Below are 23,498 nucleotides of genomic sequence, written 5' to 3'. Positions count from 1 at the left end.
GCATCGATGACGAAAAATAACGTGATGGCATGGCTGCTTTCGTGTGGGCTGTTGGTCGGCAGTACTGCGACCCACGCTGCCGGCTGGTGCGAATCGGGCAAGCCTGTGAAGTTCGCGGGTTTGAATTGGGAAAGCGCCATGTTGCTGACCGATGTGCTGCAAACCCTGCTCAAGGACGGCTATGGTTGTACGGTCGACACCTTGCCGGGTAACTCCATCACCATGGAGAGCGCGCTGGGCAGTAACGATATCCAGGTGCTGGCAGAGGAATGGGTGGGGCGCAGCGAAGTCTGGAACAAGGCCGCAGCCAGCGGCAAGGTGGTGGGCGTGGGCGCACCGATCATTGGTGCCACCGAGGGGTGGTACGTGCCGCGTTATCTGATTGAAGGGGATGCCAAACGCAATATCAAAGCCAAAGCGCCCGGGCTCAGGAAAATCAGTGACCTGTCGCAATACGTCGAACTGTTCAAGGACCCCGAAGAGCCGGCCAAGGGACGTTTCTACAACTGCCCGGCGGGCTGGACGTGCGAACTGGAGAACAGTGAAATGCTCAAAAGCTACGGGCTTGAAGCGAGCTACACCAATTTTCGACCCGGCACCGGCCCAGCCCTGGATGCAGCGGTGTTGTCGAGCTACAAGCGTGGCGAGCCTATCCTGTTCTACTACTGGACGCCCACGCCGTTGATGGGGCAGGTCGACCTCGTCAGGCTGGAAGAAAAGCCGGGCGAGGACAAGAAGATCAGCATCCAGGTTGGTTTATCCAGAACGTTCCATGAGCAGGCGCCTGAATTGGTTGAGATACTGGAAAAGGTCAATCTTCCGATAGATCTGCTGAACCAGAACCTTGCGCTGATGACCAGGGAACACATCGACTCCTCCAGGCTGGCAAAGATATTCCTCAAGCAACACCCGCAAGTCTGGCACGGCTGGGTCAGTGAAGAGGCGGCGAAGAAGATCGACGCGGCGCTGTAGGTCGCGCCCAGGGCTCAGAAGTCGACGGTGGCCGACAGTAACACGGTGCGCGGTGAGCCTTGCGAGAAGGCGCCATAGGAGGCGACACCCGACCAGTACGCGTGATCAAACACGTTCTGCACGCTGGCGCGAAAGGTAGTGGGTCGTTCATTGATGCGGGTGCTGTAGCGTGCGCCGAGGTCAAAGCGGGTCCAGTCATCGAGTTTCTGGGTGTTGGCCTGGTTGACGTACTGGCTACCGGTATGGATTGCGCCTGCGGTCAGCGTCAGGCCCTCGACGTGCGCGATGTCCCGTTCGGTCCACAGATTGGCTTGCACCTCCGGCACGCCGACCGGTTTATTGCCGCGATTGCCGGCCACGGCGGTTTTTGTCAGCTGCGCATCGAGCACGGTCACGCCACCGAGCAGCCGGGTTCCTGCGGCAATTTCACCGAACAGATTCAGTTCCATCCCGCGATTGCGTTGCTCGCCCTGTACTGAAAAAGCGCCGGAGGTCAGTTCTCCGCTGGGCTTGGTGATTTGAAACAGGGCGAGCGTTGCGGTGAATGTGCTGTAGTCGGCCTTGATCCCGAGTTCGTGCTGGCGAGAAATGTAAGGCGCGAAGATCTCGCCGGCGTTCGATGCGCTAGACGGTGCGATGTCGCCCTTGCTCAGGCCTTCGAGGTAGTTGTAGTAAACCGAGACGTGGTCCCAGGGTTTTATCACCGCGCCCAGCAAGGGGGTGATCCGGCTGTCGTCGTAGGAGGCGGTCACCACGCCAGCTGCATTGTAGTTATCGGAGGTGATGTTCTGTTTGCGAATGCCGAGGGTTAACTGCGCGCGTTCATCCAGTACCGACAGCGTATCGGCCAGCGCCATCCCGGTCAGTTCGCTCTCGGACACTTTGGGCGTGTAGGGCTTGGCAATGGCGGGTCTGGTGCTATTCACCGGATGATAAATATTCGACAGCACCGGTGCGCCGGAAGTGATTCCCCGGGATAACTGATCGCGATAACGACTGACTTGCACGGTTGTGCGGTGACTGATCGGGCCGGTGTCGAAGCGCAGGCGCGCACCGGCGTCGAGGGTGTAGCGCTCGACTTCAAATTTGTAATAGCCGGGAATCGAAGCCGTGTCGCCAGCGGCGTTGAGAAGGGTCGGGGTCTGGTCGGACATCCGCGCCACATCCGACACGCCGCCGCCGGCGTGCGCAAACACGGTCAGCGTCTCGCCCAGGTCATATTCGCCGCTCAGCAGGGCGGACTGGTCACGGGTTTTCGACCAGCCCCACGCCTGGCTCACATTGGTACGGCCGCTGGCCGCCGAGGGAATCGCCACGCCCGAGGCAATCAACACCGGCCGTGAGGCGGCATCGAAGTGTTCTTCCTGGTTGAGCCAGTCGAAGCTGGCGCGCAGGCGTTCGCCCTGATAGTCGAGGGACAGGGCGCCGATGTCGACGTGGCGCGATTGATCGTCGATTGCCGTGTCGCCCAGTTGAGTGCTGCCGTTGAGGCGCACGCCAAACCGGCGTTCCTCACCGAAACGGCGACTGAGGTCGAGGTGACCACCCAACTGCGAGTCCATGGCATAACGGGCGGTGAAGCGGGTCAGGTCTTCATCGAGGGATCGCTTGGGCACCACGTTAATGACACCGCCCACTGCGTTGTTGGGCGACATGCCGTAGAGCAGGGCGCCGGGGCCCTTGACCAGCTCGATGCGCTCGGCGTACTCGGTGAACACGCGATAATTGGGCGCCACGCCGTACACCCCGTCGAACGCCAGTTCACCGAGGTTACCTTCAGCGACCGGAAAACCGCGGACGAAAAACGAGTCGACAATGCCGCCGGCCTGGCCGGTGGAGCGCACCGAGGAGTCGCGCTCCAGCACATCGCCGACGGTGATGGCCTGTTGATCCTTGATCAGCGTCGAGGTGTAGGTGCTGACGCTGAAGGGCGCATCCATCAGATCGGTATTGCCCAGCAGACCAAGGCGCCCGCCATTGGCGACCTGTCCACCGGCATACACCGCAGGCAGGCTGTCGCTGTGCTTGTCAGTGCTGTTGATTGCCGTCTCGTCCAGCAGCACCCGGCGTTGAACCAGGGTGTAGCTGCCGTCGCTGCGCAAAACCATGTCCAGGCCACTGCCCTCCAGCAAGCGGTTGACTGCCGTACGGGTAGAAAAATGCCCGACCAGCGCCGGGCTGGTCAGGCCTTCGGTCAACGAGGGCAGGAACGACAGGGCAATCCCGGCGTCCACGGCAACGCTGGACAGGGTTGCACCGAGCGGTCCTGAAGCAATGTTATAGGCATGGATCGCGACAGCATCCAGTTGCGCCGGCTCTGTGGCCCCGGCAAACGGGCACACGCCACCGATCAGCACAATGCTTAGCGACGCACTGCGAATAACCGCTTTGAACTGACGATCCGGGCACAAATGGCGTGCAGCAGGCATGAATGAAGTGACCTATGTGCGGGACGGTAAAGTTCTTCTCCCTCCAAGCCAGCCGAGACCCGAAAAAGTATCACCGCTGTGGCGATTTTTTTCGGCTCAGGCGGGCGAGAGCATGACCCAGAAGCCATTCAAATGGCCGCTGACGAGAATCGGGTAGGTCTGCGCGAGCATGTTCAAGGTGCGTTGGGTATCGCTGATGGGGTAGGCGCCTGAAATGCGCAGGTCGGCCAGTGCCGGATCGAGGCGCACGAAGCCCCGGTGATAGCGCGTCAGTTCGTCGACGAAGTCGGCCAGGCGCATCTTGTCGGCCATCAACATGCCTTGAGTCCAGGCGCTGGTGTAGCGGTCGGCGGGGGTGACCTGAGCGAAGGAGCCCGAAGAAAAGTCGGTGCGTTGCCCGGCATTGACGATCAGCGGTGATACCTGGCGATTGTCGGCCAGTTCGACCTTCACGGCACCTTCGAGTACCGCGAGGTGGGTACGCTGTTGCCGTTCACGCACGGTAAAGCGTGTGCCCAGCGCCTGCAGGCGGCCCTGGCGGGTGCTGATCAGAAATGGCCGGGGCAGTGGCAAGCTATCCGTCGCGGTCTGCACCAGTATTTCGCCTTCACGCAAGTGAACAAGCCGCTGGCTGGCGTCGAACACTATATCGATGGCGGTATCGGTATTGAGGATGATTGTCGAGCCATCGGCGAGGGCCAGCTCGCGCCGCTGCCCGACAGCGGTGCGCGCATCGGCCGACCATTGTTCGGTTTCTGCCAGTTTCCAGCTGCCCCAACCGGCCGGCAGAATCGCCAGAAGCATCGCCAGCTTGCCCAGCGCCGCACGGCGTTTGGGGCTGCCTGGGCGATCGAGGGCCGACATCGCCAGTGACGGCGGCAGGCCGCCGAGCTTGTTCTGTAGCACCTGCGCCCTGGCCCAGGCACGACTGCGCTCCGGGCTGCTGGTTTTCCAGCGTTCCCACTCGGCACTTTCCTGGTCGTTGAGTTCGCCTTCGCTCAAGCGCATCAGCCAGTCGGCCGCTTCTTCAAGGGCCGTGTGATCGGGTGGCGGCTCACTGTTACGTGTGAGCATTCACTCCACCAGCAACAGGCATTGCACGAAGGCTTGCTTCATGTAGCGTTTGACGGTGATCAGCGATACGCCCAATTGTGTGGCGATATCGTCGTACTTCAGGCCGCTGATCTGCGACAGCAAAAAGGCGCGTCTCACCCGTGGCGGCAGGGCGTCGAGCATTGCATCGATTTCGTGCAGGGTCTCAAGCACCAGGAAGCGCAATTCCGGTGACGGCACCGCTTGGGCAGGCATTTGCGCCAGGGCATCCAGATACGCGCGTTCAAGTGCCTTGCGCTGATACCAGTTGATCAAGATACCTTTGGCCACGCAGCTCAGGTACGCGCGCGGTTGCTCGATGACGGTGACTTGAGAGGCGAGAATGCGGGTGAAGGTGTCCTGCGCCAGGTCTGCCGCATCCATGGCGTTACCCAGTTTTTTTCTCAGCGTTGCATACAGCCAACCGTGATGACCGCTGTACAGGTCTTCGATCGCGCGCAAGTGATTGTTGTTATTGGCAGAGAGGGTTTCGCTCATGGTTGCCGCTTTTGTGCAATTGAGAAGTATTCCCAATGTTAGTGGGCAAACCGGCTGCGATGCAAGTTTCGAGTGCTGGCGCAAAAAATGTGACGGCGGGTGATACTTTTTCGTAGATCGGCTGGCAATAGGGGTGATTACCATTTTCCCTTGTTGAAAAGGATCCTCACCTCATGCCTGTTGTCAGTCGTCCCGGTAATGAGCGCGTTTTAACACTCGCCATTCGTACCGCCCTGATCAATGTTGTCTTGCTCGCCGGCAACGCCAGCGCCGATACGCTGATTCTCGACACCACCAACATCAACGCCGGTTACGACGGCCCGACCACATTGCCGCCAGCGCTTGCCGGCGGCCAGGTAGCGCGCGGAGCCCGGCTGGGGATGATGGGCAACAAGGACGTAATGGATACGCCGTTCAGTGTCACCGGTTACACCGCCAAGACCCTGGCGGACCTGCAGACCGTGACCGTGGCCGATGCACTGGAGCGTGATCCTTCGGTACGCTCCACGGGGCAGACCGGCGGCATCGTCGACTCGTTTTTCATTCGCGGCTTTGCGGTCGGTGAAGGCAACCTGGGTGAACTGGCCTTTGACGGCGTGTACGGCGTGGCGCCCAACTATCGCGTGTTCACCGAGTACGCCGAGCGTGTCGAAGTGCTCAAGGGGCCGGGCGCACTCATGTACGGTCTTTCGCCGAACAGCGGCGTTGGCGGGGTGATCAATATCGTTCCCAAGCGCCCGCTGGACGAAGACCTGACCCGGGTCACCAGCAGTTACGCCTCGGACTCCCAGGTGGGGGCTCATCTGGATCTCAGCCGTCGCTTTGGCCCGGACAATCAGTTTGGCGTGCGCTTCAACGGCAACCTGCAAGGCGGCGATACGGCCGTTGACGATCAACACCGAGATCTTGGCATCGGCGCTATCGCGCTGGATTATCGCGGTGAGCGCTTGCGTTTGAATCTGGACTTCATCAGCCAGAAAGAAAGCTATGAAGGCGCCTCGCGGCCATTCACCATCGCTGCGGGCGTCGAGGTTCCTTCCGCCCCGAACGGGCGCACCAGCCTGCCGCAGAAATGGGGATGGTCGGACACCAAAGAGCAGTCGGCATTGCTGGGTGGCGAATACGACCTGAGCGACACGGTTACGGTATTTGCCCATGCCGGCGGCGGTAAATCGGACGTCAAGCGCATGTCCGATCAGGTGCCGAGAATCCTCAACGAGGCCGGTGACACCAGCAATGTTCCGGGCTACTACAAATTCAATGTCGATCGCTCGACGGCGGATGTCGGTGTCCGTGGCGTGTTCGTGACCGGGCCGATCACGCACACGACCACACTGATGGCGACCCGGTATCAGGATGAACTGTCCCGTGGAATCAACAATGGCAGCGAAATCCGCTCGAACATTTACCACCCGGTCGACGTGCCCAAGCCCTTTATCAGTGCGCCGAAGGTGCTGCGTATTTCCGAGTCGGACCTGTCTGGCGTTGCCTTGACGGACACGTTGTCGATGCTCGATGAGCGCTTGCAGTTGACCCTCGGTGTGCGCCGCCAGGACATCGAGTCGCGCAACTACAATGCCGCAGGGTCGGTCAGTTCGAAATACAGCGACAGTGCCACGACGCCATTGGTCGGCGTCGTGATCAAACCCTGGGAAGACGTTTCGCTGTACTACAACTACGTCGAAGGCTTGAGCAAAGGTGACATCGCACCGGGCACCGCAGCCAACGCCGGTGAGACATTCGCCCCCTACGAATCGAAGCAGCATGAACTGGGCGTCAAATATGAGCACGGTACGTTCATGACCACGCTGGCGTTATTCCAGATCGAGAAACCGAGCGGCGAAATCGGCGCCGGTAACCTGTTCTCGGTGCAGGCCGAACAACGCAACCGGGGTGTCGAATTCAGTCTGTTTGGTGAAGTCGCGCCCGGCACGCGCCTGATGGGCGGCGTTACGCTGCTGGACGGCAAGCTGACCGAGTCGGCGACAGCGGCCAATCGCGGTAACAAGCCGGTGGGCGTGCCGGACGTGCAAGCCAACCTCTGGGCCGAATGGGATACACCCTGGCTTGAAGGCTTCACCCTGACCGGTGGCGCGATTTACACCGACAGCCAATACGTCAACCAGGCCAATACACAGGCGCTGGATGCCTGGACCCGTTTCGACGTCGGCGCGCGTTACGCCACCAGGATCGAGGGCCGACCGACGACATTGCGCGCCACGGTGCAGAATGTCTTTGATCGTGAGTACTGGTCGGGCGTTGCTTCGTATGGTGCATTTTCGCCGGGGTATCCGCGGACGTTGCAACTGTCGGCCACGGTCGACTTTTGATGGCGGCATGAGTGCTTGGCTGCAGTAGACCGATCGACTAGCAAGGTTTAACATCGCGGCCATGAACACTCCCAAAACACGCGAAAGCTCCGACGTCCGCCAGGGAATCCTTGAGGTAGGCCAGCGAATCATGGCTGCCAAGGGTTATTCCGCTGTGGGCCTGAATGAAATTCTGGCCACTGCCGGGGTGCCGAAAGGCTCCTTTTATCATTACTTCGGTTCCAAGGATGCGTTCGGCGAGGCCATGCTCGAAAGCTATTTCGAGGACTATCTGGCCGAGCTTGATCAGGTACTTGCCTTGCCTGGCCTGAGCAGCGCCCAGCGGCTGATGCAGTACTGGGCCAATTGGCAGGCGACGCAGTCGTTCCATGACTGTCAGGGCAAATGCCTGGCGGTCAAGCTGGGCGTGGAAGTGGCCGACCTTTCGGAAGCGATGCGCGCCGTGCTGCAGCGTGGCACGGCCGGCATCATCGATCGTCTGGCGCAGTCGCTGGAGGATGGCGCCGCAGAAGGCTCTTTGACGCTCAAGGGCGAGCCTTACGCCACCGCGCAGAGTCTCTACCAGCTGTGGGTGGGCGCCAGTGTCATGGTGAAGATCACCAAGAGTGTCCAGCCTTTTGAAACAGCCATACTGACTACCCGCCAGATCCTTAGCCTGTCCTGATCAGCCCCGAGCAACGAAAGCAGGGGCAGGTAAAAAATCAAATTTTTACTAGACGACTGGTCTAATCGTCGTTAAGGTAGCCACACATTCAACGCAGCGGCTTTTCAGTTTGCCCATTAACTAGACGACCAGTCTAATCAATCTTTCGCAGCAGCGACCTTACACAGGAAAACCGAAATGAAAGTGCTCATGGTTCTGACTTCGCACGACACCCTTGGCACCACCGGCCGTAAAACCGGTTTTTGGCTTGAAGAGCTGGCAGCGCCTTACTACGCCTTTCTGGACGCCCAGGCCGAGATCGTCCTGGCCTCGCCAAAGGGCGGCCAGCCACCACTGGACCCCAAGAGCAACGAGCCGGACTTTCAGACTGATCTGACCCGGCGTTTCGAAACCGATGCAGTGGCCAGCGCATTGCTCGCCAGCACCGTGCGCCTGGACAGCGTCTCGGCCGCCGACTTCGATGCGGTTTTCTACCCAGGTGGCCACGGCCCGCTGTGGGATCTGGCCGAAGACCCGGTCTCGATTCGGTTGATTGAGTCCTTCCTGGCCGCCGGCAAGCCCGCCGCGCTGGTTTGCCACGCACCGGGCGTGCTGCGCCATGTGAAAAATCCTGACGGCACGCCGTTGGTGCAAGGCAAAAACGTCGCCGGCTTTACCAATACCGAAGAAGAGGCGGTCGGCCTGACCCATGTCGTGCCATTCCTGGTCGAGGACATGCTCAAGGCCAACGGCGGCCTGTATTCCCAAGGCCCTGACTGGTCTTCCCATGTGGTGCGCGACGGCCTGTTGGTCACTGGCCAGAACCCTGGCTCGTCGAGCGAGACCGCGAAGGTGTTGATCGATCTGCTCAACAACGCCTGAGCCTCTGCCGGCCCCACGTTGACTACCACCAAAAGGAATTTTTTATGCAACACCGCTCACTGTTCGAACCCACCTCGCTCGGCCCGTTGACCCTGAAAAACCGTATCGTCATGCCGCCGCTCACGCGCCAGCGCAGTGCCCAGCCCGGCGACGTGCCCACGGCCCTGATGGCCCATTATTACCAGCAACGCGCCAGTGCCGGCCTGATCATCAGCGAAGGCACGCAAATCGAGCCGCGTGGCAAGGGCTATGCCTGGACGCCGGGCATCTACAGCCAGGCGCAGATCGACGGCTGGCGCACGGTGACTGAGGCCGTGCATGCCGAAGGCGGGGTGATCTTTGCCCAGTTGTGGCACGTCGGCCGCGTGTCCCATAACGCCCTGCAACCGGATAACGCCGCTCCCATCGCACCGTCGGCGATTCAAGCGCACAAGGTCAAAGCCTTTATCGAAACCGGCCCAGGCACCGGTACGCTGGTCGATCCCTCCACGCCACGGGAACTGAGCGTCGCCGAGATCAAGGCGCTGGTGGAGCTTTACGCCCAGGCCGCGCGCAATGCCCTGAGCGCAGGCTTCGATGGGGTCGAGATCCACTGTGCCAACGGCTATCTGGTCAACCAGTTCATCTCGGCCCACGCCAACCAGCGCAACGATGAATACGGCGGATCGCTGCACAACCGCCTGCGCTTTCTACGGGAAGTGGTGCAAGCCGTCAGCGCCGTGGTCGGCCCTGACCGCCTCGGCGTGCGCTTCGCGCCGCTGTTCACCAGTACCGACGAAGACCGCGTGTACATCGGCTTTGTCGAAGAGGATCCACACCAGACTTATATCGAAGCCATCAAGGTGCTCGAAGAGGCCGGCATCGCTTACCTGTCGATCGCCGAAGCGGACTGGCCCAATGCGCCGGACCTGCCGCCAGCGTTTCGCCGTGAGGTCAGAAGCACCTTTACCGGCCGGATTATCTATGCGGGGTTGTACACCGCCGACCGCGCAGCAGACCTGATCGACGCAGGTCTTGCCGACTTCGTTGCGTTCGGACGGCCTTTCATTGCCAACCCCGACTTGCCGAAACGCATCGCCAATGGCTGGCCGCTAAACCCCTTGAGCGCAACCGGCCTGTATGGCGGTGACGAAAAAGGCTTCACCGATTATCCGCAGTATTCCCCCGCCAGACTTGAACTTGAAAATGAGGTGTCCGCATGAGCAACGGTATTGAAGGCAAAGTGGTATTGATCACGGGTGGCAGCACCGGCATCGGCGCCGAAGTCGCCCGCTTGCTCGCCGCCCGTGGCGCGAAAGTGGCCGTGGCCGCCCGCCGTGCAGACAAACTGGAGGCGGTGGTGGCCCAGATCACTGCCGAGGCTGGAACGGCCAAGGCCTACACCCTCGATGTCACCGACAAGCACCAGGTCGAGGCGGTGGTCGCGGCGGTAGTGGCCGACTTTGGCAGGCTCGATGTGCTGATCAACAACGCCGGGCTGATGCCGATCCGGCCGATGTCGGAAGTCAACACCGATGAGTGGGACGCCATGATCGACGTCAACCTCAAGGGCACGCTCTACGGTATTGCCGCCGCGCTGCCACGGTTTCTGGCACAAGAGAGCGGGCACATCATCAACTTGAGTTCGGTGGCCGGGGTCAAGGTGTTCGCACCGGGCGGCACCGTGTATTCGGGCACCAAATTCGCCGTCAGCGCCATTTCCGAAGGCTTGCGCCAGGAAGTGGGCGACAAGATTCGCGTGACTTCGATCGCACCGGGCGCGGTGGACAGCGACCTCAAGCACAGCACCTCCGGCACGGCCAAAGACACGGTGCTGGACTTCTATAAGCAGGCGATCCCGGCGGCATCGGTGGCGCGGGCTGTCGCGTTCGCGATCGAGCAGCCCGATGACGTGGATATCAACGAGATCGTATTGCGCCCGACGCATCAGGTGTTTTGATGCCAGGCGATGGCCAGCAGGTCAACCAGAAGCAGGTAGAGCATCAATAACAGTTATCTGATGGGCTCATGAATACTCTTCAGTGGTGCGCTGTAGCATGAGGTCGCGAATAACTATCAGGGAAATATGAATGCGGATTTCAGTGCTGCGCGCCACGCTGGTCATGGGGTGTCTTTGGGCAGGATCAGTGCTTGCCGTAGAGCCGCCAGAAAAGATCGTACGTATTGCGCAACTGGTGATCGATCCGGCGCAACTGGCGGCCTACCACGCTGCAGTCAAAGAAGAGATGGCCGATTCCGTACGTCTTGAACCGGGCGTGCTGGCGATTTATTCGGTGGCGGAAAAGGATCACCCGAACCGTCTGCACTTCTTCGAGATGTATGCCAGCGAGGCGGCGTATCAAAGCCATATTGCATCTGCGCACTTTCAGAAGTACGTGGCCACGACCCGGTCGATGATTGTGTCCAGAGAGCTGATCGAAACCGATCCGGTTCAACTCAGTTCTCAGACCGGTCGAGTGATCGCTTCAGAAGTCCCGGCGGCAACCCGTCCGGCCTATTATGTTGCCGAGTTTGAAATTACCGACCCTGAGGGGATGAAACCTTACAGCGCGCAGGTTGAGTCAACCTTCAAACCCTATGGCGGGCATTTCGTCGTTCGCGGCGGCAAGACGCTTTCGCTTGAAGGGGAGGCGCCAAAGCGTCGACGTGTTGTCATCGAGTTTGCGAGCCTCGAAAAAGCCCAGGCCTGGTACAACTCTGCGCCATACACCGAGTTGAGAAAAATTCGCCAGCGCTCAGCACAGACCGATGTCTATTTGATCGAGGGGGCACCGGCACAATAATCAAGGAGTAGAAACATGCTGCGCGAGAACGCGAACGACCTGCTGGTCTTCATGGCCGTGGCGCGAGAGCGAAGTTTCACCAAAGCGGCTGCACAACTTCGCGTTTCTCAATCTGCGATGAGCCATACCATCAAGGCGTTCGAGGAGCGGTTAGGGCTGAGGCTGCTGACCCGTACCACGCGCAGCGTGACGCTGACCGATACCGGGCAGGCGCTTTACGACAGCATGAGTCCTCATTTCGAGGCGATGGAGGCCAATTTTCAGGCGCTGCTGGGCCTTCGTGAAAAGCCGGCCGGCACTATAAGAATCACCGCCGCCGATTTCAGCTTTCATACGGTGTTATGGCCCGTACTGGAAACGTTTCTGGCCCAGTACCCGGACATCAACGTAGAAGTGAACTGCGACTATCGACTGGTCGACATTGTTGCCGACCGTTATGACGCCGGCGTCCGCTATGGCGACACGGTAGGCGAGGGGATGATCGCTACCCGGATTGCCCCGGATATGCGCATGGCCGTTGTCGCGACGCCGGGCTATTTCGCGGTGCATCCAGTTCCTGGAGAGCCTCATGAGCTTGGTGGCCATAATTGCATCAATATGCGATTCCCTACGCATGGCGGTATCTATACCTGGGAGTTCGAAAAACAAGGGATCACCCGGAACGTTCAGGTCAGTGGGCAACTCGTCGTCAATGGCGTTTATCAGACGCTGGATGCCTGCCGAAGCGGGGCCGGGTTGGGGTACTTGCCGGAAACACTGGTTCAGCAGCACGTCGACAATGGCGACCTGATTCGCGTACTGGAAGACTGGTGCCCGGTGTTTGCCGGTTTTCACCTGTATTACCCCAGTCGCCTGCAATCTTCACCAGCGTTCAGCCTGCTGGTTGATGCATTGCGCTATCCCCGGCGTGCTCAAGGGTTGAAGATTGAATAGAAGGGCCCTGGCCGTTTTTTAGCCTGTTTTTGTCAGAGGGCGCTTGATGTGGGTAGCTACACCTCTACTGCAAATGGCGCTAGACTCGTCATCACGCTGAATCGATTCACCCCGCATCAGCGAACCATAATTCCAAGAAAGGATCCGCCCATGAAACTGCTTCCTGTCACCTGCGCCATTGCCGCCCTTTGCCTCAGTAGTCACGCCCTTGCCTGGGACTTTGTGCTGCTCGACAGCGACAAGCCCGCCAGTAATCTGCGTATCACCAGCGAGCAGCTTGGCGTCAAGGTCGACAAGCCCTTTTCGATCAGCATGCGCACCTTGCACGGCGGCCGTCAGGAAGGCGTGAGCCTGATCGATATCGACAACGGCACGATGAAACTGACGCTGGTGCCGACGCGCGGCATGAACGTGCTCAGTGCTGAAGTCGGCAGTGCGCGGATGGGCTGGGATTCGCCGGTCAAGGAGGTGGTCAACCCGGCGTTCATCGAGCTGAACGGTCGCGGCGGTCTGGGCTGGCTGGAGGGCTTCAACGAGCTGGTGACCCGTTGCGGTTACGAGTGGGTCGGCCATCCGGGCATGGACAACGGCGAGTTGCTGACCTTACATGGCCGCGCGGCGAACATCCCGGCCAGCAAGGTGACGGTGCATATCGACGAAACCCCGCCGTATGCCATTCATGTACGTGGCGAGTTGAAAGAGCAGGCGTTCAAGAAAGTCGACTTCAGCGTGCAAACCGAACTGGTCACCGAACCGGGCGCGGCGCGTTTTGTGCTCAATGACACCTTGACCAACAACGGCGATTACCCGAAAGAATACCAGGCGCTGTACCACAGCAACTTCAGCACGCCGTTTCTGGAGGAGGGCGCCCGCTTTGCGGCAGCGGTCAAGCAGGTGTCGCCCTTCAACGACAAGGCCAAGGCTGACCTGGGTGACTGGCAGACCTATCGCGCGCCGACGCCGGACTACGATGAAACCGTGTACAACGTGGTGCCTTACGGCGATGCCAAAGGCGACACCGTGACTGTGCTGCACAACAAAGCTGGCAGCCTTGGCGTCGCGGTGGGCTTCAATGTCCAGCAATTGCCGGTGTTCTCGCTGTGGAAAAATACCGATACCCGCGGCCAGGGCTATGTCACCGGGCTGGAGCCGGGCACCAGCTTTTCCTACAACCGCCGTTATCAGCGGCCGCTGAACCTGGTGCCGACCATTGGCCCTAAACAACAGCGTCAGTTCAGCATCAGCTACGCCTTGCTGGCCGACAAGCCAGCGGTGGACAAGGCGTTGCAGCAGGTCAAATCGATCCAGGACGGGCGTGCGACAGAAGTGCGGCAGACGCCGTTGGTGGATTTGACCAAGGAGTGATCAGCCCCCGCGCTGTATCTGCTCCAGGATCAGGCTGTCGGTGATATTGATGTCGTCGAGCAACAGAAACATCTTGCTCAGCACCTCGGCCATTTTCTTGTCGGTGTCGGCGAACGGCAGGTAGAACTCCGTAAAGCTGTCGCCGACGGGCACGATGCACAGGTAGTTGCCGGGTTCGATATGGATGGCGGCGCTGCCCAGGTGAATACGGTAGTTGGCACGCTGGCCGGTAATGTGCAGAAAGTGCCCTTCACAGTTGACGTTTTTCAACCCGAGCCCTGCAATCAATTCGCTGACCAGTTCGGTGCGTCGTTGCAGGGTTTCGTTGCTGGTGCTGTAGCCGTCTGCGGCGTGGGCCACGGAGACCAGCAGGTCGGCGTCACGCATGACTTCCGAGAACAGCAGCGGCGGTACGTGCTCAAGCGCGATGGCTTGCTGGTCGCGGTAGAAGGCAATCGTGTCGAAGGTAAAGTGCTCGGTTTCAGAGAGGTAATGGCCGGTATCCAGAAAGTTGAACAGGGCGTAAATGCCGTGCGCTTTGCTCTCGTAATAGATGTCTTCCACGCTTGAGGTCGACCAGTTGCGCACTTGCAGCAAACGGGCCGCGACCTTGGCTTTCAGGCGGTGGCCGGCAAAGCGGTTGGACCACAGGCCGGTGTCGCGCTCGGCCGGTGTTAGCAGGTACAGCTCGCGAAAGACTTGTTTGAATGGCTGCACGCGGCGCTGGCTGACCACCTCTTTTTGCCAGGCCGACAGTTGGCCTGCCGTGAACAGATGATAAGGGTGAGCGATACGCAGAGCCTTTTTTACCCGGTATTGGTTGCCTTCAAGGTCAGTCACCGTCAGCGTGGCGGCATCCAGCCAGCCCAGCGCGGCATCGTCGGCCTGCACGATCAGTTGCTCCAGCAAGAGGCGCACCGCCGGCATGTTCAACAGCGGCTTGAGCTCGTTCAGCGCCAGGGTTTCGCCGCTGCTCATCATCGCTTCCAGGGTGCGGCAGAAACGTGCGATCTGTTCCTTGAGCTGGGTCTGCTGCGCTTTGAGCGCAACGAAGTCGGCGTGTTTGCGAATCGCAGGCGGGGCGGTTTTCAGCGTCTTTCCGGCCTTGCCGATGTGCAACGTGGGCGACAAACCGTCGATCACCAGGGCGATGTCATAGCCCTCGATGCTGACGGCCATCCGGGCGGATTCGGCGATCTCCGATTCCATGGCCCATTCCAGGCGAATTGCCGAAGGGTAACCGGCGACACGCGCCAGGTTTTCCAGCCCGGCCTGTATCGCAGCGTGGGAGTTAGCCTGGCGTTCGGCGCCGTATTTACGCACCTTTTTGTGCAGTTTCTTCAGCGTCAGATAGCGCTGGCGTACGTCTTCCGGCCCGGTGACCGGCAGTACGCCATAGATGCGCATGGCGGCCTGTGCGTGGCGGGTCAATTTCTTTTCCAGGGCGGCTCGGCCGATGCCCTAGTAGGCGTCGAGCAGTACGCGCGTTTCGGGAAATGCCCAGTGTGAGGGTTCAAGCACCGAGAAGTACTCGCGCAGATGCTCCGGATCGGCCTCGGCCAGCGCCTTGTCCAGCAGGTAGCGGTCCACGACACCGACGCTTTCATCCAGCGAATTGGGCAGGTCGGTGCCCCAGCCGGACTGCGGTGCCAAGGCAATGTTCAGGTATTCACGCTGGAAGGCTTGGAGGTCACTCCAGCCGAGTGCGTCGAGTACCACGCGGCTGGCCTGGCCGGTATAAGGCAGTGCGGTCAGCAGGGTATTTCTTGAAAAGCCGGTCAGCGTCGCGAGCAGGGCTGCCGATTGCTGCTTGGGTAACGCCTCAAGCAACAGGAAGCGCTCAAGCACTGCGGCCGTATCGCCGAAGCTGTCGAAGAACTCATCCGGCGTCATGCCCAGTCGTTCGATAACCGCCAGCGCCTTCAGCAGCCAGTGGGTCTGATACACCTCGACCGAGCGGAAGGTGTCGGCCAGCTTCTCGGCGTTATCGGGTAATGCTGCCAGGGCGTCCTCGACATAACGAACGGTGAAGTTCGCCAGTTCAGGGCATACGGCAGCGGGCTCATCATCGGCGTACCGCTCCTGGTCCACATCATCGCTGGCAAGGCCAGATTCGTCTGAATAGAACAGCATGGCGCGGCCCCAGGTATTGGCCGCGCGGACGAATCGAGGGTAATCGAGGCGGCCCGCGCCCAGCAGCCCCAGCGCAATACGCGCGATTTCCTTATGTACGTAAACGTACGAGTCGGCGACCTTTCTTTGCCGGTCATCTGCGGCAGCGTCAGGCTGCACGTGGTTCCAGCTGCCGTCCAGCAACCACTCGGCGAAGGTCTGCCACGCCGCAGTGGGCGGGTAATAGCTCAGGCGATCAATGCAGGCGTTAACGTCAGGGAAGGTCCAGTCCTGGTCGGCACTTTGCAGCATGTGCTGCAATCGCGCGCCAATCTGTTCCAGCGCGTAGGCATCCGGGTGCGCCGTTATCCACGCATCGCACAGTCGATACTGCAGGCCATAGCGCTGTTGGTCGCGGTGGTCTTGCAGATCGTCCCAGAGGGTCGGGAATGCAAAACCATCGGCCAGGGCCTTGGCTCCATCTGCGGGATGCTGCCTGACCCAGTCATCGGCGATGCGCAGCAAATCGATGCCGTCCCAGAAATCGGGCTCGAATTCGTCGTGTCGACTGAGTTCCGGGTAGTCATCCAGCGCGTTATCGCAGAAGGCTCGCAGCGCAGCGAGGCGTGTGGCTTGTTCGGGCACAGGACGGCGTGAGTGCATGACAGTATCCGGGCAAATGAGCGACGAGGATCAACCGCCAACCAGCGGCACCAGGCGGATAAACGCGAGCGTGGAAGGGGGGCTCAAGTCGATGATCTCATCGAGCCTTTGCAACATGACGCCGTTGTGCAGAACGCGAAACGCACGGGTTGCAAAGCCTTTCAGGGCACGCTCGACCTCCGCGTCGACATCCACATCCGGAGCGACGCCTGGCTGCGGCATGACCACCGCGCCTTCACGGGCTTGCTGACGAATGTCGCGCTCGCTCAGGTATTGGCGGTCAAGCACTTCGCGTACCGACAGGTGTTCCAGCCAGTGCTGCACCGACAGCGCGGCGATCTGTTCGGCAACGGTCAGGCGAATGAGTTCGGCGACCGTCAGGGTCGCCGAGGTTGGCGTCAGGCTGACAGGCGGCAGCAAAGGCTCCTGGCGTGCGCCTTTCAGGCAATAGCTATGAACCACGAACTGCATAACACCCCTCACAGGCCGGATTATTCAATCGCCTCGGCCACGCCTTGATCTTCACCCAGAAATCCACCGCTCTGGTGATGCCACAACCGCGCATAAACACCGTTTTTACCGAGCAGTTCGGCGTGGGTGCCTTGTTCGATGATGCGTCCGTCGTCCATGACAATAAGCCTGTCCATGGCGGCAATGGTCGACAGCCGATGAGCGATGGCAATCACCGTCTTGCCCTGCATCATTTCATCGAGGCTTTCCTGAATGGCCACTTCGACTTCCGAGTCGAGTGCGCTGGTGGCTTCGTCCAGCAACAGGATAGGCGCATTCTTGAGCATCACCCGCGCGATCGCGACACGTTGACGCTGGCCGCCCGACAGCTTGATACCGCGCTCGCCCACCAGGGTGTCGTAACCGGAGTGGCCCTGCTTGTCGCTCAGTTGACGGATGAACCCGTCGGCCTGGGCATTGGCGGCGGCGGTGCGGATTTGCTCGTCGGTCGCGTCGGGGCGGCCATAGGCAATGTTGTCGCGAATGGAGCGGTGCAGCAGCGAGGTGTCCTGAGTGACCATGCCGATGGCGCTGCGCAGGCTGTCCTGGGTGACGTGCGCGATGTTTTGTCCGTCGATGCGAATCTCGCCGTTGTCCACATCGTAGAAGCGCAACAGCAGGTTGATAAGTGTCGATTTGCCGGCACCGGAGCGACCCACCAGGCCAATCTTTTCACCCGGGCGAATACTCAGGCTGAGGGCATCGAGCACCTGGCGTTCGCCGTTGTAGTTGAAGCTCACGTTGTCGAAGGTGACCGCGCCACCGGTGGTCACCAGGGTCGTCGCGTTCGGTGCATCCTGGACCTTGGGGCCACGGGTCAGGGTAGCCATACCGTCCTGTACGGTGCCGATGTTCTCGAACAACGAGGTCATCTGCCACATGATCCAGTGCGACATGCCATTGATGCGTAACGCCATGGCAGTAATCGCCGCCACGGCACCGGTGCCGACCTGGCCCTGATGCCACAGCCACAGGGCATAACCGCCTGCGCCCATGATCAGCGCGACCACCAGTGTCTGGTTGACGATCTCGAACTGACTGACCAGGCGCATCTGGCGCAGGCCGGTGAGTTTGAAGTCCTCCATCGCTGCACGCGCGAAGTGCGCCTCGCGTTTGGAGTGGGAAAACAGCTTTACCGTGGTGATGTTGGTGTAGGCATCCGAAACACGCCCGGTCATCGATGAGCGCGCATTGGCCTGTTCCTGCCCGACTTTTCCAAGGCGCGGCACGAAGTAACGCATGGCCAGGCCGAACAACACCACCCAGGCAATGAAGGGCAGCATCAGCCTGAGATCGAAGCCGCCGGCCAGGGCGATGATCGCGATGAAATACACACCGATACCGGGGGCGATCTCGATCAGGGTGAACAGCACTTCGCGCACCGACAAGGCAGTCTGCATCACCTTGGTCGTGACCCTGCCGGAGAACTCATCGGAGAAAAAAGAAAGGCTTTGGCGCAGCATCAGCCGATGGAAATCCCAGCGCAGCCGTAGTGGCAGGTTAATCGCCAATACCTGATGCTGCACCATCGTGCGCAACGCTACCAGGCCAATGCTGGTCAGTAAAATTGCACCGATGCCCCACAGTACGCGGCTTTCCTGAGCGGCCGCTTCGCCGCCGGCCTGCCAGGTCGACAGCAGGTCCACGACCTGCCCAAGGAACGAAAATAGCCAGGCTTCGTAAATCGATACCCCTGCACTGAGCAGCGCGAACGCCAGGATATAACCGCGGGCGCCGCGAGTGCAGGCCCACAGAAATCGCGCCATGCCGTCAGGCGGCGGTGGGACTTCATCAGGCGGGAAGGGGTCGAGCCATTGTTCAAACGCGCGAAGCATGGTGATCTCCAAAACGATCCAGTGCGAAGATTCTGTCATTTAAATGGGTGAGTGGCCCACTATCGAGCGCACGGAAACGCTGATAGCATCCGGCCACTTTGTCGGATGCGATCCCGGCGATGCAGTTTCTGGCTCTGCCCTGGGCATTTTCCGGCGGCACGATTCATGGACGACAATGCTGACCAGCGGTGGTTCAGGTTCTCTGAAAACCTGCCGATATCTCGATTGAATATTTCAGACCTTTTACAGGGACGTAGCGAATGAAGTACGTAGTGTGGTGGGCGGCGTTGGCCCTGTTGAGCGGTACGGCGCAGGCGGCGAGCGAGAGTGACCCGCTGCTTGAGGGTGCTACGTCCACCTCCAGCGAGGTTCGCGGCGTGCTGCGTGCCCGCTATCAGGCGGTACTGGCCAGTGAGTTGTCCGGCCGGGTCACAGACCTGCCTTACGCCGAAGGTCAGTCGTTCAGCAAGGGCGATGTGCTGGTGCGCTTCGATTGCAGTGCCTATCAGGCCCAGGCCAATGCCTCCGGTGCTGCCGTGCGTGCTGCCCGCGAAGAGCTGCGCAACAAGCAGCAACTGGCGGCGCTCAATTCCGTCGGCCGTTTCGAAGTGACACTGGCCGAGGCCCGGCAGGCCCAGGTCCAGGCCGAGTCGCAGGTCTATCAGGTCCAGGTCCAGCGCTGCCAGGTGAAGGCACCGTTCGACGGTCAGGTCGTGGCGCGCCGCGTGCAGGCGCACGAGAGCGTTGCCAGCGGTACGCCGCTGCTGGAAATCGTCGATAACCGCTCGCTCGAAATCCATGTGCTGGTGCCGTCGCGCTGGCTCGGCAGGCTCAAGCCCGATCAGACCTTCAGCTTCGTCCCGGATGAAACCGGCACGCCGATCAATGCCGTGGTCAAGCGCCTGGGGGCGCGTATCGACGAGGGCAGCCAGACGCTACTGCTGATCGGCAGCGTGCCGGCGAACACCAAGGGCCTGCTGGCCGGCATGAGTGGCACGGCGCATTTCGCGGAGTCGCAATGAATGAACGCGCCTGCGCCCGGTCCTCTTGAACAACTGCTTGCCCATTACCTGAAGCTGGAGCGTCAGGCGCGCGCCGCTGCGTCGGTCGAAGTGCTGTCGTTCAGCATGGTCAACGATAGCCAGGCGCTGTTCGGCTTTCGTCACGCGGCCCTGTTGATTACCGGCAAGGTCCGTGCCCTGACCGGCATCAGTGCGGTCGAGCCGAACGCGCCGTTCGTGGTGTTCATCGAACGCATGGCCTCGCGCCTGGCGGCGGGCGAGCGCTTCGCCTTGCCCGGCGTGGTGCCGCCGCAAGACCTGGATCAGGCCAGCCGTGACGACTGGCAGGCGTTGTCGGCCCCGCATGCCTTCTGGTTGCCGTTGAAAAACCGCGAGGACGAAGTGTTCGGTGGCCTGTGGCTGGCCCGTGACACCGCCTGGAATGGCGCCGAGCAGGCCCTGCTGGCGCAACTGGGCGATTGCTACAGTCACGCCTGGCGCGCCTTGCAACCGGGCAAACCGTGGCGCTTGCGCTGGCCGGCGCGGACCCGCTGGGCGATTGCCGCAGCGTTGTTGCTGGTGCTGTTGGTGCCGGTGCGCCAGTCGGTGCTGGCGCCGGCCGAAGTGGTGCCGCGCAACGGTCAGGTGGTGGCGGCGCCGCTGGACGGCGTGGTCGCCGAGTTTCTGGTCAAGCCCAACCAGCCGGTGAAGACCGGGGAGGTGCTGGTGCGCTTCGACGCCACCAGCCTCAAGGCGCAGGCCGATGTAGCCGAGCGTACCCTCGGGGTCGCCGAGGCGGAACTCAAGGCCAACACCCAGCGGGCGTTTTCCGATGCCGATTCCAGTGCCCGGCTCGATCTGCTGGCCGCCCGCGTCGAACAGAAACGCGCCGAACGCGATTACGCCCGTGAGTTGCTGGCACGCAGCGAGGTACGCGCCGAGCGCGACGGCCTCGCGGTGTTCGCCGACGCTCAGCGCTGGACCGGCAAGCCTGTGCGCACTGGCGAGCGCCTGCTGGAAATCGCCGACCCGACCCAGGCCGAACTGCGTATCGAACTGCCGGTGGCTGACGCCATCGGCCTGGAGCAGGGCGCCGAAGTTGCGCTGTTTCTCGACAGCGACCCGCTGAACCGCCACAGCGCCACGCTGGAACGTGCCGCCTACCAGGCGCAGAACACAGCGGCCGGGCAACTGGCGTACCGCCTCGATGCGGCTTTCGAGGCTGCGCCGCCACGTATCGGTTTGCGCGGCACCGCCAAGGTCTTCGGTGACCGTGCACCGCTGGCGCTGTACCTGCTGCGCCGTCCGCTGGCGGCCTTGCGCCAGGCGGTGGGCCTGTGATGCTGCCGGCGCTGCGTGCCGACCTGCAGCTTTCAGCCGGCACGCCGGGGCTGGACGGTTCGCCGCAATGGACGCTCGCCGACCCGCTGCGCGGCAAGTACTTCAAGCTGGGGGCGCCGGCCATGCGTCTGTTGCGCCACTGGGCGCTGGGTGATCCGGGGCGCGTGCTGAAGGCGGCCAATACCGAACCCGGCGCGCCACTGGGGCCGCAAGCGCTGGAGGAACTGCTGCGCTTTTTGCGCGGGCATGACCTGATCAGCGCCAGCGACGCCGAGCAGCGTGCCGGCTACGAGGTCAAGGCGGCCAGCCAGCGCCAGGGGCTGTGGACGCAAGTGCTGCACAAATACCTGTTTTTTCGCATTCCGCTGTGGCGGCCTGACGCGTTCCTCAATCGCACCTGGCCGTGGCTGGAGCGTTTCGGTCCAGACCTGCTGCGTTTTGGTCTGCCGACCGTGTTACTGCTGGGCATCTTTCTGGTGATGCGCGACTGGGAGCGCTTTCTGGCGACCTTTCCGCATTTGCTCAGCCTCGGCGGCATGGCGGCTTTCGCGATTGCCCTGGGTTTTGCCAAACTCTGTCATGAGTTCGGTCATGCCTACATGGCCAAGCGTGCCGGTTGCCGGGTGCCGAGCATGGGCGTGGCGTTCATGGTCTTGCTGCCGATGCTCTACACCGATGTCAGTGATGCCTGGCGCGTACAAGACCGGCGAACCCGGTTATTGATTGGCGCCGGTGGCGTGCTGGCCGAGCTGCTGCTGGCCTGCATGGCCCTGCTGGCATGGTCGCTGTTGCCGGACGGGGCAGGGCGCACGGCGGCGTTCATGCTCGCCAGCGCCACCTGGATCACCACACTGGCGATCAACGTCAACCCACTGATGCGCTTTGACGGCTACTTTCTGCTCAGCGATCTGTGGGGCGTCGACAACCTGCAGAGTCGCGGTTTTGCCCTGGGCCGCTGGCACCTGCGCGAGCGCCTGTTCGGCTATGGCGAGCCGGCACCGGAACGCTGGTCGCCGGCACTGCGCAAGCGCCTGCTGTGCTGGAGCTATGCCGCCTGGATCTGGCGCGCGGTACTGTTCTTTGGTATCGCCCTGGCGGTGTATCACCTGTTCTTCAAGGTGCTCGGCATTTTCCTGATGATGGTCGAGCTGGTTTGGTTCATCGGCCTGCCGATCTGGCGTGAGTGGGGGCACTGGTGGCAACACCGCGACAAGGCGCAGCCACGCAAGGTGCTGTTTCTGGGTCTCGGGCTGCTGGCGTTGCTTGCGGTGCTGGTGGTGCCGTGGCGCAGCGGCGTCGAAGTGCCGGCGATGCTCGAAGCGCAGCGGGTGAGTGCCTTGCATGCACCGACGCCTGCGCGGATTCGCGAGGTACTGGTAAAGGACGGGCAGCCTGTCACGCAGAACCAGGTGCTGGTGACGCTGGAGTCGCCGGACCTTGCGTCGCGCATGAGCATTACCCGGCGCGAGATCGAGATTCTGCAATTGCAACTGCGCCGGCAGTCGAGCCGCAGCGCCACGGCCGTCGACAGCGGCATTCTGGAACAGCGCCTGGCCGAGGCGGTGGCCGAATACCGCGGTCTCACGGCACAGCGCGAGCGCCTGAGCCTGCGCGCGCCGCATGCCGGTGTGGTGCGTGACTTGGCGCAGAATCTGGCGCCGGGCCGTTGGGTCGGTGTGGAGCTGCCACTGGCCCAGGTCGCCGAGGGCGGCTTGCGCTTGCGCGGCTATCTGGCCGAGGCTGATCTGTGGCGGGTAGCGCCAGGCACCAGCGGGCATTTCGTTGCCGATGATGTGCTGCGTGATTCGCTGCCGGTAAGCCTCAAGGATGTGGACGCCAATGGCGTGGCCTTTATCGATCAGGAAGCGCTGGTGTCCGACCAGCACGGACCGATTGCCGTGCGCCGTGACGAAGAGAAAAGGGCGCAGCCGCTGGAGGCGCAATACGGTGTGCGTTTCGAGCTCGAAAGCGCGGCGCCCGAGCACGTTTCACACCCTCAGAGAGGCCTTGTGGTACTGGATGGGGAGGCCATGTCGTTATTGGGATCTGCATGGCGACGACTGGCCGCTTTAGGCGTAAGAGAAAGTGGATTTTAGTCATGCGATTGTC

General features: G+C 61.3%; 19 protein-coding genes. 12 read left to right on the top strand and 7 right to left on the bottom strand.

Annotation, left to right across the window (positions count from 1 at the left end; all coding sequences use genetic code 11):
• Positions 1-24 precede the first annotated feature (24 nt).
• Entirely contained in the window at positions 25-972 is a 948-nt protein-coding gene (locus ACYP2A_RS08495) for an ABC transporter substrate-binding protein (protein WP_459744614.1), read from the top strand.
• A 14-nt stretch (positions 973-986) separates the two neighbouring features.
• Here the strand turns inward: ACYP2A_RS08495 and ACYP2A_RS08490 are convergent, their stop codons facing one another.
• The 3 genes from ACYP2A_RS08490 to ACYP2A_RS08480 form a co-directional block, all read right to left on the bottom strand.
• Positions 987-3,401 carry a TonB-dependent siderophore receptor gene (locus tag ACYP2A_RS08490; protein WP_459744375.1) on the bottom strand — a complete coding sequence of 805 codons (2,415 nt, stop codon included), beginning with the start codon at positions 3,399-3,401 and terminating at the stop codon, positions 987-989.
• Positions 3,402-3,497: 96 nt separating this feature from the next.
• A complete protein-coding gene (locus ACYP2A_RS08485; protein ID WP_459744374.1) occupies positions 3,498-4,475 on the bottom strand; it encodes a FecR domain-containing protein in 978 nt (325 codons plus the stop codon).
• Positions 4,476-4,991: a sigma-70 family RNA polymerase sigma factor gene (locus ACYP2A_RS08480; protein ID WP_459744372.1), complete on the bottom strand. Its 516-nt coding sequence runs from the start codon at positions 4,989-4,991 to the stop codon at positions 4,476-4,478.
• A 173-nt stretch (positions 4,992-5,164) separates the two neighbouring features.
• Here ACYP2A_RS08480 and ACYP2A_RS08475 point away from each other — a divergent pair, with 173 nt between their 5' ends.
• The 8 genes from ACYP2A_RS08475 to ACYP2A_RS08440 all read left to right on the top strand — a co-directional run bounded on the left by ACYP2A_RS08475 (position 5,165) and on the right by ACYP2A_RS08440 (position 13,927).
• Positions 5,165-7,321, top strand: coding sequence for a TonB-dependent receptor (locus ACYP2A_RS08475; RefSeq protein ID WP_459744371.1), 2,157 nt, complete (start codon positions 5,165-5,167; stop codon positions 7,319-7,321).
• A 61-nt stretch (positions 7,322-7,382) separates the two neighbouring features.
• A complete protein-coding gene (locus tag ACYP2A_RS08470; RefSeq protein WP_459744369.1) occupies positions 7,383-7,985 on the top strand; it encodes a TetR/AcrR family transcriptional regulator in 603 nt (200 codons plus the stop codon).
• Between the two features lie 177 nt (positions 7,986-8,162).
• Complete coding sequence (locus tag ACYP2A_RS08465) at positions 8,163-8,846, top strand: type 1 glutamine amidotransferase domain-containing protein (protein WP_459744368.1); 684 nt, start codon at positions 8,163-8,165, stop codon at positions 8,844-8,846.
• Between the two features lie 44 nt (positions 8,847-8,890).
• Complete coding sequence (locus tag ACYP2A_RS08460) at positions 8,891-10,048, top strand: alkene reductase (protein ID WP_459744367.1); 1,158 nt, start codon at positions 8,891-8,893, stop codon at positions 10,046-10,048.
• Positions 10,045-10,785 (top strand): SDR family oxidoreductase, encoded by a 741-nt coding sequence (locus ACYP2A_RS08455; protein ID WP_459744365.1) that lies wholly within the window; start codon positions 10,045-10,047, stop codon positions 10,783-10,785. The genes ACYP2A_RS08460 and ACYP2A_RS08455 overlap by 4 nt, the downstream gene beginning before the upstream one ends.
• A 130-nt stretch (positions 10,786-10,915) precedes the next feature.
• Positions 10,916-11,629: a DUF1330 domain-containing protein gene (locus ACYP2A_RS08450; protein WP_459744364.1), complete on the top strand. Its 714-nt coding sequence runs from the start codon at positions 10,916-10,918 to the stop codon at positions 11,627-11,629.
• Between the two features lie 15 nt (positions 11,630-11,644).
• Positions 11,645-12,562 (top strand): LysR family transcriptional regulator, encoded by a 918-nt coding sequence (locus tag ACYP2A_RS08445; protein ID WP_459744362.1) that lies wholly within the window; start codon positions 11,645-11,647, stop codon positions 12,560-12,562.
• A 150-nt stretch (positions 12,563-12,712) separates the two neighbouring features.
• Positions 12,713-13,927 carry an aldose 1-epimerase family protein gene (locus ACYP2A_RS08440; protein WP_459744361.1) on the top strand — a complete coding sequence of 405 codons (1,215 nt, stop codon included), beginning with the start codon at positions 12,713-12,715 and terminating at the stop codon, positions 13,925-13,927.
• Here ACYP2A_RS08440 and ACYP2A_RS08435 read toward each other — a convergent pair whose 3' ends face one another.
• Genes ACYP2A_RS08435 through ACYP2A_RS08420 form a run of 4 tightly spaced genes read right to left on the bottom strand, consistent with a single transcriptional unit; the run spans position 13,928 to position 19,047 of the window.
• Positions 13,928-15,358, bottom strand: a complete 1,431-nt coding sequence (locus tag ACYP2A_RS08435; RefSeq protein ID WP_459744360.1) for a DUF4132 domain-containing protein — start codon at positions 15,356-15,358, stop codon at positions 13,928-13,930. It abuts the gene before it with no gap.
• A gap of 30 nt (positions 15,359-15,388) precedes the next feature.
• Positions 15,389-16,702: a hypothetical protein gene (locus tag ACYP2A_RS08430; RefSeq protein WP_459744358.1), complete on the bottom strand. Its 1,314-nt coding sequence runs from the start codon at positions 16,700-16,702 to the stop codon at positions 15,389-15,391.
• Between the two features lie 30 nt (positions 16,703-16,732).
• On the bottom strand, positions 16,733-17,173 hold the full coding sequence (locus ACYP2A_RS08425) for a hypothetical protein (RefSeq protein WP_459744356.1): 441 nt from the start codon (positions 17,171-17,173) through the stop codon (positions 16,733-16,735).
• 20 nt (positions 17,174-17,193) lie between these two features.
• A complete protein-coding gene (locus ACYP2A_RS08420) occupies positions 17,194-19,047 on the bottom strand; it encodes an ABC transporter ATP-binding protein (RefSeq protein ID WP_459744355.1) in 1,854 nt (617 codons plus the stop codon).
• A 260-nt stretch (positions 19,048-19,307) separates the two neighbouring features.
• Between ACYP2A_RS08420 and ACYP2A_RS08415 the strand changes: the two genes are divergently transcribed.
• Genes ACYP2A_RS08415 through ACYP2A_RS08405 form a run of 3 tightly spaced genes read left to right on the top strand, consistent with a single transcriptional unit; the run spans position 19,308 to position 23,485 of the window.
• On the top strand, positions 19,308-20,069 hold the full coding sequence (locus tag ACYP2A_RS08415; RefSeq protein ID WP_459744354.1) for an efflux RND transporter periplasmic adaptor subunit: 762 nt from the start codon (positions 19,308-19,310) through the stop codon (positions 20,067-20,069).
• Positions 20,070-21,389 (top strand): efflux RND transporter periplasmic adaptor subunit, encoded by a 1,320-nt coding sequence (locus ACYP2A_RS08410; protein ID WP_459744352.1) that lies wholly within the window; start codon positions 20,070-20,072, stop codon positions 21,387-21,389.
• Positions 21,386-23,485: an efflux RND transporter periplasmic adaptor subunit gene (locus ACYP2A_RS08405; protein ID WP_459744351.1), complete on the top strand. Its 2,100-nt coding sequence runs from the start codon at positions 21,386-21,388 to the stop codon at positions 23,483-23,485. The genes ACYP2A_RS08410 and ACYP2A_RS08405 overlap by 4 nt, the downstream gene beginning before the upstream one ends.
• Positions 23,486-23,498 lie beyond the last annotated feature (13 nt).

This window comes from Pseudomonas sp. 3A(2025) (genome assembly GCF_054589175.1).
This window is presented reverse-complemented; position numbering and strand designations above follow the sequence as displayed.

What these genes read in the sequence shown, in the direction of transcription:
- ACYP2A_RS08465 (WP_459744368.1), top strand. Translation starts at nt 8,163, where the DNA reads ATGAAAGTGCTCATGGTTCTGACTTCGCACGACACCCTTGGCACCACC.
- ACYP2A_RS08485 (WP_459744374.1), bottom strand. Translation starts at nt 4,475, where the DNA reads ATGCTCACACGTAACAGTGAGCCGCCACCCGATCACACGGCCCTTGAA.
- ACYP2A_RS08455 (WP_459744365.1), top strand. Translation starts at nt 10,045, where the DNA reads ATGAGCAACGGTATTGAAGGCAAAGTGGTATTGATCACGGGTGGCAGC.
- ACYP2A_RS08450 (WP_459744364.1), top strand. Translation starts at nt 10,916, where the DNA reads ATGCGGATTTCAGTGCTGCGCGCCACGCTGGTCATGGGGTGTCTTTGG.
- ACYP2A_RS08415 (WP_459744354.1), top strand. Translation starts at nt 19,308, where the DNA reads ATGAAGTACGTAGTGTGGTGGGCGGCGTTGGCCCTGTTGAGCGGTACG.
- ACYP2A_RS08495 (WP_459744614.1), top strand. Translation starts at nt 25, where the DNA reads ATGGCATGGCTGCTTTCGTGTGGGCTGTTGGTCGGCAGTACTGCGACC.
- ACYP2A_RS08460 (WP_459744367.1), top strand. Translation starts at nt 8,891, where the DNA reads ATGCAACACCGCTCACTGTTCGAACCCACCTCGCTCGGCCCGTTGACC.
- ACYP2A_RS08475 (WP_459744371.1), top strand. Translation starts at nt 5,165, where the DNA reads ATGCCTGTTGTCAGTCGTCCCGGTAATGAGCGCGTTTTAACACTCGCC.
- ACYP2A_RS08440 (WP_459744361.1), top strand. Translation starts at nt 12,713, where the DNA reads ATGAAACTGCTTCCTGTCACCTGCGCCATTGCCGCCCTTTGCCTCAGT.
- ACYP2A_RS08480 (WP_459744372.1), bottom strand. Translation starts at nt 4,991, where the DNA reads ATGAGCGAAACCCTCTCTGCCAATAACAACAATCACTTGCGCGCGATC.
- ACYP2A_RS08420 (WP_459744355.1), bottom strand. Translation starts at nt 19,047, where the DNA reads ATGCTTCGCGCGTTTGAACAATGGCTCGACCCCTTCCCGCCTGATGAA.
- ACYP2A_RS08410 (WP_459744352.1), top strand. Translation starts at nt 20,070, where the DNA reads ATGAACGCGCCTGCGCCCGGTCCTCTTGAACAACTGCTTGCCCATTAC.
- ACYP2A_RS08470 (WP_459744369.1), top strand. Translation starts at nt 7,383, where the DNA reads ATGAACACTCCCAAAACACGCGAAAGCTCCGACGTCCGCCAGGGAATC.
- ACYP2A_RS08445 (WP_459744362.1), top strand. Translation starts at nt 11,645, where the DNA reads ATGCTGCGCGAGAACGCGAACGACCTGCTGGTCTTCATGGCCGTGGCG.
- ACYP2A_RS08490 (WP_459744375.1), bottom strand. Translation starts at nt 3,401, where the DNA reads ATGCCTGCTGCACGCCATTTGTGCCCGGATCGTCAGTTCAAAGCGGTT.
- ACYP2A_RS08425 (WP_459744356.1), bottom strand. Translation starts at nt 17,173, where the DNA reads ATGCAGTTCGTGGTTCATAGCTATTGCCTGAAAGGCGCACGCCAGGAG.
- ACYP2A_RS08430 (WP_459744358.1), bottom strand. Translation starts at nt 16,702, where the DNA reads ATGCACTCACGCCGTCCTGTGCCCGAACAAGCCACACGCCTCGCTGCG.